Annotated in this window: 15 protein-coding genes; 6 read left to right on the top strand and 9 right to left on the bottom strand. The window is 66.5% G+C overall.

Annotation, left to right across the window (positions count from 1 at the left end; translation table 11 throughout):
- Position 1: 1 nt before the first annotated feature.
- The 3 genes from ABD089_RS02465 to ABD089_RS02455 all read left to right on the top strand — a co-directional run bounded on the left by ABD089_RS02465 (position 2) and on the right by ABD089_RS02455 (position 3,814).
- Positions 2 to 1,720 (top strand): ABC transporter ATP-binding protein, encoded by a 1,719-nt coding sequence (locus ABD089_RS02465; protein WP_343884618.1) that lies wholly within the window; start codon positions 2 to 4, stop codon positions 1,718 to 1,720.
- A complete protein-coding gene (locus ABD089_RS02460) occupies positions 1,717 to 2,937 on the top strand; it encodes a CapA family protein (protein WP_343884616.1) in 1,221 nt (406 codons plus the stop codon). The genes ABD089_RS02465 and ABD089_RS02460 overlap by 4 nt, the downstream gene beginning before the upstream one ends.
- Positions 2,938 to 3,121: 184 nt before the next feature.
- Complete coding sequence (locus ABD089_RS02455) at positions 3,122 to 3,814, top strand: hypothetical protein (RefSeq protein WP_343884615.1); 693 nt, start codon at positions 3,122 to 3,124, stop codon at positions 3,812 to 3,814.
- On the opposite strand, the gene ABD089_RS02450 is transcribed toward ABD089_RS02455, so the two are convergent.
- The 5 genes from ABD089_RS02450 to ABD089_RS02430 all read right to left on the bottom strand — a co-directional run bounded on the left by ABD089_RS02450 (position 3,811) and on the right by ABD089_RS02430 (position 9,622).
- A complete protein-coding gene (locus ABD089_RS02450) occupies positions 3,811 to 4,446 on the bottom strand; it encodes a DUF6308 family protein (RefSeq protein WP_343884614.1) in 636 nt (211 codons plus the stop codon). The two genes, ABD089_RS02455 and ABD089_RS02450, sit on opposite strands and share 4 nt — an antisense overlap.
- 417 nt (positions 4,447 to 4,863) lie before the next feature.
- Entirely contained in the window at positions 4,864 to 5,544 is a 681-nt protein-coding gene (locus tag ABD089_RS02445; RefSeq protein ID WP_343884613.1) for a LutC/YkgG family protein, read from the bottom strand.
- Positions 5,541 to 7,100: a LutB/LldF family L-lactate oxidation iron-sulfur protein gene (locus ABD089_RS02440; RefSeq protein WP_343884612.1), complete on the bottom strand. Its 1,560-nt coding sequence runs from the start codon at positions 7,098 to 7,100 to the stop codon at positions 5,541 to 5,543. Before ABD089_RS02440 ends, ABD089_RS02445 begins: the two co-directional genes overlap by 4 nt.
- A gap of 1 nt (position 7,101) precedes the next feature.
- Positions 7,102 to 7,890: a (Fe-S)-binding protein gene (locus ABD089_RS02435; protein WP_343884611.1), complete on the bottom strand. Its 789-nt coding sequence runs from the start codon at positions 7,888 to 7,890 to the stop codon at positions 7,102 to 7,104.
- Between the two features lie 43 nt (positions 7,891 to 7,933).
- Positions 7,934 to 9,622, bottom strand: a complete 1,689-nt coding sequence (locus ABD089_RS02430) for an L-lactate permease (RefSeq protein ID WP_343884609.1) — start codon at positions 9,620 to 9,622, stop codon at positions 7,934 to 7,936.
- A gap of 58 nt (positions 9,623 to 9,680) precedes the next feature.
- Here ABD089_RS02430 and ABD089_RS02425 point away from each other — a divergent pair, with 58 nt between their 5' ends.
- Entirely contained in the window at positions 9,681 to 10,487 is an 807-nt protein-coding gene (locus ABD089_RS02425) for a FadR/GntR family transcriptional regulator (RefSeq protein ID WP_343884608.1), read from the top strand.
- Here ABD089_RS02425 and ABD089_RS02420 read toward each other — a convergent pair.
- The 4 genes from ABD089_RS02420 to ABD089_RS02405 form a co-directional block, all read right to left on the bottom strand.
- Positions 10,458 to 10,589, bottom strand: a complete 132-nt coding sequence (locus ABD089_RS02420; RefSeq protein ID WP_343884607.1) for a hypothetical protein — start codon at positions 10,587 to 10,589, stop codon at positions 10,458 to 10,460. The genes ABD089_RS02425 and ABD089_RS02420 overlap by 30 nt on opposite strands.
- A 50-nt stretch (positions 10,590 to 10,639) precedes the next feature.
- The gene (locus ABD089_RS02415) at positions 10,640 to 11,374 is read right to left on the bottom strand and encodes an LrgB family protein (protein WP_343884606.1); all 735 of its coding nucleotides are present in this window, start codon (positions 11,372 to 11,374) and stop codon (positions 10,640 to 10,642) included.
- Positions 11,371 to 11,823 (bottom strand): CidA/LrgA family protein, encoded by a 453-nt coding sequence (locus ABD089_RS02410; protein ID WP_343884605.1) that lies wholly within the window; start codon positions 11,821 to 11,823, stop codon positions 11,371 to 11,373. The genes ABD089_RS02415 and ABD089_RS02410 overlap by 4 nt, the downstream gene beginning before the upstream one ends.
- Positions 11,824 to 12,070: 247 nt before the next feature.
- Positions 12,071 to 12,268 (bottom strand): hypothetical protein, encoded by a 198-nt coding sequence (locus ABD089_RS02405; protein ID WP_343884604.1) that lies wholly within the window; start codon positions 12,266 to 12,268, stop codon positions 12,071 to 12,073.
- A gap of 502 nt (positions 12,269 to 12,770) precedes the next feature.
- Between ABD089_RS02405 and ABD089_RS02400 the strand changes: the two genes are divergently transcribed.
- Together ABD089_RS02400 and ABD089_RS02395 are read left to right on the top strand one after the other, a co-directional pair.
- The gene (locus ABD089_RS02400) at positions 12,771 to 13,511 is read left to right on the top strand and encodes a helix-turn-helix transcriptional regulator (protein WP_343884603.1); all 741 of its coding nucleotides are present in this window, start codon (positions 12,771 to 12,773) and stop codon (positions 13,509 to 13,511) included.
- A 77-nt stretch (positions 13,512 to 13,588) separates the two neighbouring features.
- Positions 13,589 to 14,410 carry a VOC family protein gene (locus tag ABD089_RS02395; RefSeq protein WP_343884602.1) on the top strand — a complete coding sequence of 274 codons (822 nt, stop codon included), beginning with the start codon at positions 13,589 to 13,591 and terminating at the stop codon, positions 14,408 to 14,410.
- Positions 14,411 to 14,568: the final 158 nt, after the last annotated feature.

The raw sequence follows: 14,568 nt of genomic DNA, 5'->3' as shown, positions 1-14,568 counted from the left end.
CATGCGCGCCATCCCCCTCGCCACCTACGTCCCGATCGAGCGCAACGGCGTCGTCACCGGCCGCGACTTCAAGCCGCGCACCCGCGACTGGATTCTCGTCGTCGGCGTCGGCCTGATCGAGGTCATCTGCCTGGTCGCCTTCACCCTGGCCCTGCGTTGGGTGATCGACTCCCTGACCCCGACGACCGTGGGCGCCGCCTACGAGCAAAGTTTCCGCCGCTCGCTCGTGATGGTCGCCATCATGGCCGGCCTGGCGCTGCTGATGGGTCTGCTCCGCACCCTCGAGTTCGGCCTCGCCGAGGCCGCCGGGTATGAAGCCGTCCGCCGGTTGCGGATGAAGATGTACTCCCACCTGCTTGGCATGACCCCCGACCAGCTGCGCCACCGCGCCCGCGGCGGCCTGCTGCTGCGCCTCACCGGCGACCTGTCGATGCTGCGCATGTGGCTCTCCCGCGGTCTGCTCACCGGCACCGTCGCCCTGCTGGAACTGGTCGTCGGCATCGGACTGGTCGCTTGGCTCAACCCCTGGATCGCCCTGGCCATGGTGCTCGGCCTGTCCATCACCGCCCTGCTGTCGCTGACCCAAGGACGCTCGATGCGCCGCGCCACGAAGGTGATGCGCCGCCGCCGTTCGCTGCTGATTGGCAGCATCGACGAGCAGATCAACTCCCTCGCGGTCGTCCAGGTCGGTGCCCGCACCGGCGGTGAGTATGCCCGTCTGGCCCGCCAGAACGACTCGCTCACCGAGTCCCTGAACGCCGTGGCCTGGCTCCGCGGACGCCTGCGCGGCCTGGCCTACATGGGTTCCACCCTGGTCAGCGCGCTCGTGCTGGCCGTCGGGGTCATCGAGGTGCACGCTGGCGCCACCACCATCGGCGCCACGGTCGCGGCCCTGTTGATCAGCCGCTTCATGTCGCGTCCCATCCGCACGCTGGGCCTCGCACACGACTACTGGCACCGTGCGCAGGTCTCGCGCCAGAAGATCATGGAGTTCCACGCGTCCAGTTCCCGGGGCACCGAGCGTGGCGAACAGCCGAGGCTGCGGGTGCGCCGAGGCGCGATCCAGCTGCGCGATGTCAGCTCCGGCGTCCTGGTGGACGTCAACATGGACGTGCCCGCCGGACGCGTCGTCGCCCTCACCGGCCCCAGCCGCAGCGGCAAGTCCACGCTGCTGCAGGTGGTTGCCGGGCTGCAGGACCCCACCCAGGGCGAGGTCTGGATCGACGACCAGCCCCTGTCGTCCACCAGCCCGGAATCGCTGTTCCGTCAGATCGGCGTCGTCAGCCCCGACCTGCCGCTGATGCGCGGGACGATTCACCGCAACCTCACCTATGACCAGCCGGACGTCAACGATGGACAGCTGCACCGCGTGTGCCTGGCCCTGGGCGTGGACCAGATGCTGCTGCGTCACCCCGACGGCATGGAGACCTGGCTGACCGAGGGCGGAGCGAACCTGTCGCTCAGCGAGCGCCAGCTGCTCAAGATCGCCCGGGCGCTCATCCCTAACCCCCCGATCCTGCTGCTCGACGAGCCGACCGTCTGGTTGGACGACGATTCGAAGGCCCGCTTCCTCGCCTACCTGCGCCGCCAGCAGAGCACCGTCCTGCTCGTGACCCATGACCCTGAGGTGATCGCTGTCGCCGACGAGACCTGGCATCTCGCCGCCGGGCAGCAACCCCGCCGTATCGCCCCGGTCTGGACCAAGGAGATCTCCGCATGACCACCGAGAACGCCAGCTTCCACGACGAGAGCACCGACGACGGCCTGATGGACAACGCCGAACTGGCCGCCGCCGACACCCGCCGGACGCTGTCCCGGGAGAGGCGCAATCGTCGTCGCGACCACTGGCTGATCGCAGGCTGTGCGGTCGTCGCGTTGGGCAGCGCGGCCGCCTTGGGCGCCCGGATCGCCGGGGCCGCGGCACCCGTCCCGACCGTGACCCGGGCCACCGTCGCGGCAACCCACCAGTCCGGAGCCTTCTCCCTGCTCCTCGGCGGTGACACGATGCTCGCCGACGGTGCCGTGGGCCTGATGTCGAAGAAGGGAATTGACGCCCCGCTCGCCCGGCTGAAACCCGTGATCGCCAGCGCCGACTACACGCTCCTCAACTCCGAGAGCCCGATCAGCGACGAGTACGCCGCCAACGCCCGTCCGGGGGCGAAGTACGTCTACAACAGCGCTCCGGCGGTGGCCGGTGTATTCGCCCGCGCCGGTGTCGACGCGCTGGCGCTGAACAACAACCACCTGCTTGACCGCACCGAGACCGGCCTGGCCGACACGCTCGCCTTCGCGGCGCAGAACGGGTTGGAGACCTTCGGCGCCGGGGTGAACTTGGAGGCCGCCGAGCGTCCGCTGCTGGTGGACAGCCCCCAGGGCACCATGGGGATCGTCAACCTGGGTGAGAACTTCGGGCCGCTGAGCCGGGCCGACGTCGACAAGGCGGGCATGATCGCCTTCTCCCCCGCCTCCGTTCAGCGCGGCATCGACCTCGCCAGGGCCGCTGGCGCCGACCACGTCATCGCCTTCGTGCACTGGGGTGACAATTACTCCGAGGTCAACGACCAGCAGCGCCACTGGGCGCAGATGTTCGCCGACGCCGGCTACGAGGCCGTGATCGGGGCGGGTTCGCACACCGCGCAGCCGGTCGAGGTGGTCTCCGGGATCCCCGTCTACTACGGGCTGGGCAACTTCGCCTTCGGTTCCCCGGGCCGTTTCTCCGACTTCGGCAAGCAGGGCTTCGGCCTCACCGCCCGGGTCGTGATGACCGCCCAGGGCCTCGAGCACCGCGTCGGCTGCCTCGCGACCGACAACGAGGACGAAACGGTCGCCTACCAGGCCCGCCCCTGCACAACGGTCGAGACCAGCGCCGCCTTCAAATCCCTGCTGCCCGCCGGGTACACGATGGTTGGCTCCGAGGCCCGTCTCACGGTGGCCTGAGTTGCGTCGGCGGCAGGCACTGCAGGTCGGGGTTGGAGCGGTCGTGTTGGCTGCTTGTCAAAGGTCCGCGACGACGTCCATGCCCTCGTCCCGGTTCGGGCACGGGGTCGGCAATTGGAGCGTTCCGCTGGACGGACGCCCTGACCTGCGTGTCCACTGGGCGGCAGGCAGTGACGAGGTTGCCATGTCACGCGTCTTGTTCGTGATGCACGGGACGAACCGAAATGCGTCCGACTACCGCGACGCGTGGGCGCCGCTGGTGGAAGGTCACGATGTCGTGGTGCTGGCGCCTGAGTTCAGCAACGACGCCTACCCCGGCGCCGAGGAGTACAACCTGGGCGGCATGCAGGCAGGCGACGGCGACGAGCGGCCCCGTTCGCAGTGGGCGTTCACGTCCATCGAGACGGTCTTCGACGCCTGGCTGCGGGAAACCCCGTCCACGCAGGATGTCTACGACATGTTCGGACACTCGGCCGGGGCGCAGTTCACGCACCGGTTCGCGCTGTACATGACGGACGCACGGTTGCGGCGCGCGGCCGCGGCCAACGCGGGTTGGTACACGATGCCGGACGAGTCGGTCGAGTTCCCCTACGGTCTGGGCGGCGGACCGGACGTGGACCTGAACAAGTTCTTGGCCCGCGACCTGCTCCTGTTGCTCGGCGGCCAGGACGTCGAGAACGAGAATCTGCGTTCAGACGATGGGGCCAATGCCCAGGGCGATACGAGGATCGAGCGCGGTTTCAGCTTCTACAACGCCGGACGCGCGGCTGCCAGCGACGCAGGTGTGTCCCTGGCATGGTCATTGGACGTCGTCCCGGACGCAGGTCACGACTACGTGGCCATGTCGAGGGCTGCAGCCGGGTTGCTGTTGGCCTAGCCCAGGGTGGTGCTTGGCTCTGGGGTCCAGATCAAGATGTCGACCAGACGCAGAACACTGAGCGGTCGCCCGTCCGGAGTCCTGTAGTCGGCGGCCAGGTCGCCCAGCCAGGCTTGATTGCTTTGAATGTCCTGCCACAAGCGATGGCGCAAGTCCTTGGCCTGTCCGGGACGGCGGAGCCCGTAGAACCCGAGCACCCGCGAATCGACGATGGGCACGATGTTGGGCGCATGACGATGAAGGACCTTGGAAACGGTGACCGCTGTCCAACCAGCAACGTCAGCCGTCGCTGCATTGGCAGCCGCCAAGGGCACAAGCGCGGCATCCAGAGCAGCCAGAGACTTGAACGCCTCAAAGGGACGATCAATCGATCGCGCCGAGACCATGGCCGCGTCCAGCAGCGTGCGCAGCCGCTGGGGGGCGCCGTCACCCTCAGCAAACAGGGGAATGACTTCTCGCCAGCTCAGCCGGAGGCTCAACAGGTTCGCGGCCAGGATGTCTTCTGGGCGAAGACGATCGCTGTGATTGGTCGGCGACGTGTCGTAAGTCGCGAAGGAAAAGAGCCCTGACGGATCGGTGTAGGCGTCCATCTTCGCCCGCGACGTGTCACGAAGTTCTGCGATCGAGTGCATGCAGCGAGGTTGTCACTCCTAACACGCCCACGCCCGCAGATCGACAATGCCCCAGCGGATCAACAGGAAGCGAAGTCCCCGGCCGACTGGCCGGGGACTTAGGGGTCAAGCTCGCTCTAGATCACTTGTGCGGAATCTTGAAGACCTCACCCGGGTGGATCAGGTCGGGGTTCTTGATGTTGTCCAGCTGTTTGAGCCGGTCTGGCATCGGCCGTCACCGCAGCAGCGCTCCAGCCGGGTTCTCCTACCCGGTGGAGCCGCCGCCGACGATGACCGGCCGCTCAGGGCGGCGGGTTGCTCGCCCCCGATCAAGGGACTCGGACGCTACCTGCACCTGACCGAGCCAAGTGGTGACTGATACGCAAAGCGATGAAAGTCCTTCGGGCAGGCCCGGAGGCGGGCTGTAGTGCGGGCCGGTCAGGCGTCGTCAACCACAATGACGTGCAACCGTCGAGGGCCGTGTACGCCATCCACCCGGCTCAGCTCGATGTCACTGGTGGCCGACCCGCCCGAGATCATGGTGAGCGGCTTGCCATCCACTACCGACTGCTTGACGGCACGGATCGCCTCCGGCAGGTCGGAAACCACCTGGCTGGCCCGTACGACGCAGACATGCCGGTCGGGCACCAGGCTGATCGCACGCCGACCCTCGGCCGGTCCGTGGGTCAACAGGATCGTGCCCGTGTCGGCGATCGCCGAGCTTGCAGCGGTCACGACGGCATCGGTCCGGTTCAACACGCCATGCCCCACCTCCGCGGAGTCGACGATGACCGACAGGCCAGAAGCACGGATGGCGTCCAGCCAGGTCTTGTCCAGACCGGGCGGCACAACGACCGAATTGCTGGCGCCAGTGGCGGCCAGACCGTCCACGATTGCGGCGGGAACCTCGGGTGGGGTCACCTGCACGACTTCGGCCTGGTAATCAAGCACCTTGGCCACGAAGGTTCCCACCACGTCATCCATCTCCAGACCTGTCCCATAGGTCCAGGTGATCGGCACGTCGGTGACGGGGTCCTTGTCGATGATGTCGGTGGTTCCGCGACGGATGCGCTCCATGATCTGGGCGCGGGCGGCCTCATCGGTGGCGATCTTCATCACTTGCCCTCCTTACGGTTCTTGTCCCACCACTGGCGGAAGCTCTGGGCGGGAACGTCGTTCACGTCGCGGTAACGCAGCCACCGGTCAGCGACGGGGGCTGGGACGGGCCCGACGGTGCGGCCACGCAGTGCCCGTCCGGCCACCGATGACCCCTTCTGGAGGGCCTCGAAGCGCTTGGCGTCCCCGAACACCCACGCGGCCGTCTTCATCATCGCCATCTCTGTCGCGACTTCCATGTCACGAGGGATCCGGTCGCTCTTCTCGGCGTCGACGACGCGGTTGCGCAGGTGGATGAGGATGTCGGTGAAGGGGATCTTCACGGGGCAGACATCGTTGCAGGCGCCGCACAGCGAGCATGCGTAGGGCAGGCCTCGGTCGACGTCATTCTCGACGCCGCGCAGTTGGGGGTTGAGGGCGGCGCCGATGGGGCCCGGGTACACCGAGCCGTAGGCGTGGCCACCGGTGCGCTCGTAGACGGGGCAGATGTTGAGGCAACTGGCGCAGCGGATGCAGCGCAGCACTTCGCGTCCGAGGGTGTCGGCAAGCACGTCAGTGCGGCCGTTGTCGAGGAAGATGACGTGCTGCTCCTGGGGGCCGTCGCCGGGCGTCACACCGCTCCAGACCGAGTTGTACGGGTTCATGCGCTCGCCGGTGGCCGAGCGGGGCAGCAGCTTGAGGAAGACCTCCAGGTCGTCGAAGGTCGGCAGGACCTTCTCGATGCCGACCATCGAGATGAGCGTCTCGGGCAGGGTCAGGCACATGCGGCCGTTGCCTTCGGACTCGACGATGACCAGCGACCCAGTGTCGGCGATGACGAAGTTGCCGCCGGAGACCGCCACCTTCGCGCGGAGGAACTTCTCGCGCAGGTGCATCCGGGCTGCGTCGGCCAACTCAGGCGGGTTTGACGAGATGCCCTCGGGTGCGGGACGGCCGTAGCGGCCCATCTCGCGCTTGAAGATCTCGCGGACTTCGGCGCGGTTGCGGTGGATCGCCGGCACGACGATGTGGGAGGGACGGTCGTGTCCGAGTTGCACGATGAGCTCCGCCAGGTCGGTCTCCCATGCCGCGATCCCTTGTTCTTCCAGGTACTCGTTGAGGTCGGTCTCCTGGGTGGTGATCGACTTGATCTTGACGACCTCGTCCACGCCCTTCGCGCGAGCGACCTGTGCGACGATCTCGTTGGCCTCGGCAGCGTCCCGAGCCCAGTGCACGTGTACTCCGTGCTTGGTGAGGTTCTCCTCGGCCTGTGCCAGGTAGACGTCGAGGTGCCGGCCAACTCGGTTCTTGATGGTCTCGGCGGCGTCACGCAGGTCTTCCCAGTCGGGGGACTCCGCCACGCGCTGGGCCCGCTTGTTGCGGATCGTGGTCGTGGCGTTGCGCATGTTCTTGCGCTGCACCTCGAGCTGCAGTTCCTGTTTGGCCGCCTTCGGGAACTTGGGCATGCCCAGGTAGGTGCCGGGGGTGTTCGGCGCAGGGGTGAGGCGTGCCACGCCATGGTTGCCATCGGTGACGCGGCGCAGGGCCTTGGTCGGCTCGCTCTCGTGGGTCGTCGTCATGTCAGTCGTCCTCCGTTTGGGCCAGGATCTCGACGAGGTGGATGGGCTTGACGCCCGAGTTCTGACGGCTGAGGACGCCGCCGATGTTCATGAGGCATGAGTTGTCGCCGGCGACGACGTACTCGGCCCCCGTCTCGCGGACGTGCCGCGCCTTGTCGTTGGCCATGGCGGCGCTGACGTCGGGGTTCTTGACGCTGAAGGTTCCTCCGAAGCCGCAGCACTGGTCGGCATCGGGGAGGTCAGCCAGCGTCAGGCCACGCACATTGCGGAGCAGGTCCAGCGGCTTGTCCCCCAGGCGGAGGAAGCGCTTGCCGTGGCAGGAGGGGTGGTAGGTCACGAGGTGTGGGAAGTACGCACCCACATCGGTGACGCCCAGCACGTCGACGAGGAACTCCGGCACGTCGAAGACTCGCTGATGGATCGCCTCGACCTCGCGCACCAGGCCCTGGTCACCGCTGTGCTGGGCGATGACGGGGTGCTGGTCGCGCACGGCGGCGGTGCAGGAACCCGACGGACTGACCACGTAATCGTAGTCGCTGAACGCCTTCACGTAGCTGCGCACGGTCGGGACGGACTCATCGAAGTAGCCGGTGTTGGTGGTCATCTGACCGCAGCAGGTCTGCTCACGCGGGAACTCGACGGTGCAGCCGAGGCGCTCAAGGAGTTGCACGGTCGCGCGACCGGTCTGGGGGTACATGACATCGTTGATGCAGGTGATGAACAAGGCGACGCGTTTCCCCCGTCCGGGCAGGGCGTCTGGTACGGCATCGAGGATGCTCTGAGTGGTCATTGGTGGTGGACCTCCTGGTGGCGAGTGGCGGAGAGGGTGATGCTCACGGGAGCATCCAGGACAGTAAGGGGGTGGACATGAGGCCGGCGATGAGGCACATGAGGACCAGCAGGAGCAGCGAGAACTTGAGCACCTTGCGCAGGATGACGCTCTCCCCACCCGCCAGGCCGATGGCTGTCGCGGCGATGGTGAGCGACTGCGGCGAGATCATCTTGCCCACGACGCCGCCCGCCGCGCCTGAACCGACCAGCAGGGCTCGCATCGGGTCGACCCCAACGGACGACCCGACGCCGATCTGGGTGCCGACGCTGGACTGCAGGTTGCTGAACAGGATGTTGGCCGAGGTGTCGGAGCCGGTGACGTAGGTGCCGATCCAGCCAAGGACTGGGGCGAGGAAGGGGTACACGGCGCCAGCTCCGGCGAGGAACATGCCCAAAGAAAGCGTCTGGCCGGAGTCGCCCATGACGTAGGCAAGGGCGACGACCATGCCGATGGTCAGAACCGAGAAGCGCATCTTCTTGGCGTTGCGGCCGAGCTCGCGGAAGATTTCGGCCAGACCAACCTTGTAGATGAGGCCAACGGCAATGGCGACCAGGGCCAGCAGGAAGCCGGGCTGGCTGAGCAACGGCAGCGTGTAGGCGCGATGGGCGGCGGGAGTGCCGGCGGCTGTGTTGAGCCCGCTGAGCAGCGGCCAGGCGATCTTCTGGTCCGCGCTGGCCAGGGCCGTCTTCACGTCCGGGACCGCGGCGATGCCGAAGATGACCACGACCAGGACGTAGGGCACCAGGGCCATCCAGATGCGCCCGGCGCTCAGACCGGTGGTGTCAGCCTGCTGAGCAGCGACCGGCTCGGTCTCGACGCTGGGGTCCATCGGGATGCCGATACGCTGGGCGGCCTCGCGGCCGCCGCTGGGGTGCCAGACCTTCAAGAAGGCCATGGCAGCCGCGACCGAGATGATGGCCGCGAAGACCTCGGTCAGGCTGTACACGGCCGTGCCGGCCACGAACCACTTCACGAGGCCGAACACGAAACCGACGAACAGCCCGAACGGCCAGCACTCCTTGACGCCCTTCTTGCCGTCCATGATGGCCAAGAGCAGGAAGGGGACGACCAGGCACAGCACCGCGCAGACGCGGGCGGTCACATTGGCGACTTGGGTGAGTTCGACGCCCGAGGTGCGCGACGCCATCAGCACGGGCAGGCCAACGGCGCCAAAGGCGACCGGCACCGTGTTGGCCACCAAGGCGGTCACGGCGGCGCGCAGCTTGGAGAAGCCGACGGCGATCAGCATGGCGGCCGCGATGGCAACGGGAGCACCGAAACCGGCGAGGGCCTCCAGGAGGCCGCCGAAGCAGAAGGCGATCAGGATCCCCAGCACGCGCGGGTCGTCGCTGATGAGGAAGAAGGTGCGACGCAGGTCGTCGAAGCGGCCACTTATCACGGTGATCTGGTACATCCAGATCGCAGCGAGCAGGATCCAGACGATCGGGAAGACGCCGTACGTGAAGCCCTGGACGCTGGTGGACAGGGCCAGCCCCACCGGCATGTGGAAGGCCACGACGGCAACGAGCAGCGCCACGCCCCAGCTGAACACACCGGCCCAATGGGCCTTCCAGCGCAGCAGGCCGAGCGTGACGAGCATGGCGATGACGGGCAAGGCGGCAACGAGGGCAGAGGCCCAGGCGTGGCCCAGCGGGTTGGTCGAGGGGGTGAAAGCCTCAAGAAGCTGCATTCGGAGACTCCATTGTTCCGGATAGGGCCCCATTGGTCCTACCAATCAGACGATAAGCTTGCGCTGGCGCGGAGTCAAGGCTTTCAGACCGCGCCGCAAATGGGGCGGTGGCCAAGTGGCCGGCGGAGGCTTGGGTCATCACGAGGAGGGCATGTCGGTGCAGACTGATCGCGGCGGGTTCGAGGTGGCCCTGCAACACATCCGGTCGGGCATCCTCGACGGCACCTATCGCCGCGATGACAGGCTGCCACCGGAGCGTGAATTGGCCGCGCAGCTGGACATCGGTCGGGGTGCGGTGCGCGAGGCGATCCGGGTGCTGCAGGCACAAGGCGTCCTCGTCTCGATGACCGGGCCAGGCAACGGCACGATCGTGCAGCCCGCGCACATCGAGGCCCTCGGGCAGGTGCTCGAGCTGCACCTGGCCTTGGCCAGCATCAACTTCACCGACGTCAGCGAGACGCGCGCCGCGCTCGAGCGTGCCGCGATGGCTTCCGCCGCACGGGTGCGGGCGGCAGCTCCCCTGGCCCAGGCCGTCTCCTTGCAAGAGCGCATGCGATCCGAGCTTTCGCCGGAAGCATTCAACGCCCTCGACACGCAGTTCCACGTCGCGCTCGCCAGATCGGGCGACAACCAGTTCCTGTCTGACCTGGCCGTGGCCATCCGCAGGGCTGTCCATTCTCCGATCCTGGATGCGGAGCACGCCCTGCCCGACTGGCCCAACTTCCAGGCGATCCTTGTCGCCGAGCACCAGCAGATGCTGGATGCCGTGATCGCGGGGGACCCCGAAGCCGCCGCCGTGGCCGTAGAGCGGCACGTGCGCAACTCCTACCGCGCGCTACTTCACCCGGGCAGGGCCCCAGCGTGAATAGCGACACAGGTGAGCCTCCACGGCAAGGTGGTCGACGAAGGAGATCAGGCCATAGCCGATCGTGTTCTTCATCGCGTGCTGCTGGGCGGTGTCAATCACGCCAACCGGGCTGGAGGAAGATCCCTTGCCCACCCGGTTTTCGCTGCAAGTCAGCTCAGCACGGTGAGCACCACGGGCATCAGGATCGCCGTGGTGACACCGGAACATGCCATGGCCAAGGCAGCAAAAGCGCCGGTCATGGGTCCCTCAGCCAGAGCCTGTGACGTGCCGATGCCGTGGGAACTGACACCCAGCGCCAGCCCTCGAACTCTGGGATCGCTGACGTGCAGGGCATTCAACAGCCATGGGCCAGCAACGGCACCCAGGACCCCGGTCAGGACGGTCAGCACCGCAGCGAGTGCGGTCACGCCCCCATTGCCGTCAGACAGGGCCATCGCAATGGGCGTCGTGGCCGACTTGGGGGCGAGCGTAGCCTCAAGGGCATGGCCGCCACCCATCACACGGACGACGAGCACGGCTGACGCGATTGCCGTCAGCGACCCGATGATCACGCCCGCAGCCACCGGCGCAAGCAGTTGCTTGATCGCAGACCCCGCCTTGTACAGCGGCGCAGCGAGAGCCACCGTCGCCGGCCCGAGAAGGAAACTCAGGTAGCTTCCTCCCACGAGATAGGTCTTGTAGTCGATACCGGTGATCTCAAGGAAACATGCAACGAGAACGATGGCCGTCAGCACGGGAGTCAGCAGTGCACTGCGCCCGAAGGCACGCCAGATACGAACGGCAACCAAGTACGCCGCGACGGTCAATGTGATGCCGAAGAGCGGCGTTCTGATCAAGTCCTCAAAACTGGCATGCATGGCACGAAGAATGTCCATCCCGATCATTGCTCCACCCCCGCATCAGGCGTGGTTCGGTGCGGCTCGATACCCTCCATGCGCTGAGAGTTGCCCACCAGCGCATCAGCTTGGTCGTCAAGTTCGTCAGTGTCGGCAACCAGCATCGTCTTCACCAACGAGGCCGCACCAGTCGTGACGATCAGACCTGCCGCCCACGGCAACACCAGACCCACCGACAACACGGCCCAGTGCGCGCGAATAATGCCCAGACACCCAATCACACCAACGCCAGCGGGAATGAACAACAGTGGAAGCTCGTCCAAGACACGATCACCGGCCTTGAGGACGTCAGCGTCCGCGTCCGGCTTGCGCCAGATCAACAACAGCAGAAGAAGCAACATCCCCAGAACCGAACCCGGGACCTTCAGGTGAAAGGCGGAGACAAGAAACGTGCCCACCAACTGACAGCTCAATAAGCCCAGCAGCCCTCGGATCATCGAATGATCACTACCGATTCTCGTCTGTTCACTTGTACTGCATTCCTTCACCAACTCTGGGTATTACCCACACCACAAGTTGCGGTCAACCCGGATTTTACCACGTCTGGAAGTCGGGTACTCAACCCCGCTCATGCGCGAGAAGAATAGTGGAGGCTGGAGGAACACCAAGGCGACCTTGGGCCTCCAGCCTCCAAAAAATGCCGGGACATCCCCAGGCACAGAGTGAATCAGAAGAACTACGCGATCAGCGCTGCTCGGGATCGCTGTTCGGTTGATCGTGGTGCACCACTCCTCGCGTGGTTCCCCTATATCCCGACTCATCGAGCGCAGTCTCGGCACGGGAGTGCTGCAGATGGTCCTCGGTGTCCATCACCACCTGGTTGCGGTCGTGGTGAAGGTGGTGAAACTCCTCCGGGGAACGTTCGTCGCTGGATTCGGTCATGCTGGTCCTCCTGGTCCGTTCGTGCGGCTTACCGGTCTGCACCGTGTACAGCTAGGGCCGGATGCAGTGAAGCGATTGCATCGCCTGCCGTGGAACCAACCCTTCAAGTCGGTCGCGATCTAGACGCCTCGTCAGCGACGGACTTGAATTGGTCGGGGCAACAGGGCTCGAACCAAGGGACCTAACCCGCGAGCCCAGTTGACCAGGCGTTTCCCTGTGGCTATGCGGCATCGTGGCACCCCGTGGGATGCACGTGGGAGATGGGGCCGAGTCCCGCGAGCCGTCATGGGCGGGCGGCGGGGGGTCTGCGTCTCGCGACCGCGATTGTGATCCGAGGAAGGCGAGGCCTGCCTGCCCGGTCGAAGGGTCATGATGCCCTGCTGGGCATCCGGTTCCGAGGCGGCGCCAGCGCCCAGGCTTCGGCCGTTGTGGCCAGACAATTCACCAGATGGTTGATCTTGCCCCGCACCGACTCGGCTCCCTGACGGGTAGCGTGGGCTGCGTGCCCGACATCCGGAGGCCCACCCTGCCGCTACAGGCCGTCGAACAGGTCGCGCACTTCGTCCAGGAAAACCATTGCGACGGGATCGACGTCCAGGACCTTGCCGATGCTGCAGGCTATAGCCGGCACCACTTCAGCCGGGCCTTCAAGGCATCAACCGGAGTCTCTCCCAGCGCCTACCTCGCTGCTGTGCGGATCGAGACGACCAAGCGACTCCTGCTCTTTGAGAGTTGCGCGGTGATCGATGTGGCCGCACAGGTTGGATTCGACTCACTGTCCAGCTTCACCCGTCGTTTCGCCACGACGGTGGGCACCACGCCCGGACAACTACGGCAGCTGGCGCAGAAGCTGGAACACTGCGCGGTGGCCCCGTTCGCGCTGGGCGACCCCAACCAGCCGAACGTCGCCGTCACCCCGGTGCTCCCCGCGGGTGTCGAGGATTCCTGCCGTATCTGGCTGGGCTGGTACCCCACGCCCGCCCCGATCGGCCTCCCGTCCGCTGGACAGCTGGCTGAGTACGACGAGCCCGTCTTCCTACCGCTGCACCCTGGAGCGCCATGGCTGCTGGGCTTCGCCGTCGAGGAGTCCGACGACCACCTGCACGAACTCGCCCCGGCCTGGCCGGTCGTCGCGCGCCATGAAGCCCCCATCATCCAGCCCGGCGCGGTGTCGCTCACTTTCCGTCGTGCCAGCCTCGACGACATCCCGCTGCTCAGCGCCCTGCCGGCGCTGGCCAAGTGAGCACATCGGGACAAAGATCGACCGACCCCGCTGCCTAGCGTTGGTGATGTCAACACCGACCACCGATGGAGGACACCATGACCCGCACCACCGGAACCCCCACTTGGCTCGACCTCGGCACCAACGACCTCGAGACCGCCACGGGCTTCTACGGCGAACTGTTCGGCTGGCAGTTCGACGATGCCGGCCCTGACTTCGGCCACTACAACATGATCACCAAGGGCGGCGGACTCGTCGGCGGCATGATGGACTTCGCCAACTACCCCACCGACGGCAGCGTCCCCGTCCCCGCAGACGGCCCGAAGAGCGCCTGGGACGTCTTCCTTGCCGTCGACGACATCGACAAGCGACTCGACCTGGCCACCGCCCATGGCGCCACCGTCCTGTTCCCCGCCAGCGACGTGGGCCCCGCAGGCCGCTGCGCCACCGTCGCGGACCCGACCGGAGCCACCATCGCCATGTGGCAAGCCGGGGACACCGAGGGCTACGCCTTCACCGGCCAGCCCGGCACCCCGGTCTGGTTCGAGCTGATGACCCAGGACTTCGAGGCCGCCAAGGCCTTCTACACCGCAGTCTTCGACTTCAACCCCGTCGCCATGCAGACCCCCATGGAGGACGGCGCCGACACCGACGCCTCCGCCTACGCCACCAACGGCCCGGAGTCCGAGGCGTCCAGCGGCATCTGCAACGCCGCCGGCTTCATCCCCGAGTCTGAGGGGTCGTGGTGGCGGATCTACTTCGCGGTCGATGACTGCGACCAGGCCGTCGAAACCGTCCAGAGGATGGGCGGACAATTGCTCGACGGGCCGGAGGACTCCCCTTTCGGCCGCATCGCCACGGTGGCCGATCCGATGGGGGCCACCTTCCAGCTGTGTTCCCCGAGTGAGGCGGTGCGCTGATCACTGCAGCATGAGGCTGCACCTGAACCACGGTGCCCGGGTTCGGCCATCGGTCGGAACCGGCCCTCGCAGGTGCACCGTGGCCTGGCCGGCCCAACGATCCGCAACTTTCCAGAGCCCGACATCCTGCCAACTACTCGACGCGGGACAGTTGATCA

Origin of the sequence: Luteococcus sanguinis (genome assembly GCF_039527675.1) — a bacterium.
In the GTDB taxonomy this organism is placed as follows: domain Bacteria; phylum Actinomycetota; class Actinomycetes; order Propionibacteriales; family Propionibacteriaceae; genus Luteococcus; species Luteococcus sanguinis.
The sequence above is the reverse complement of the archived record's forward strand: the minus strand, read 5'-3'. Positions and strand labels throughout refer to the sequence as shown.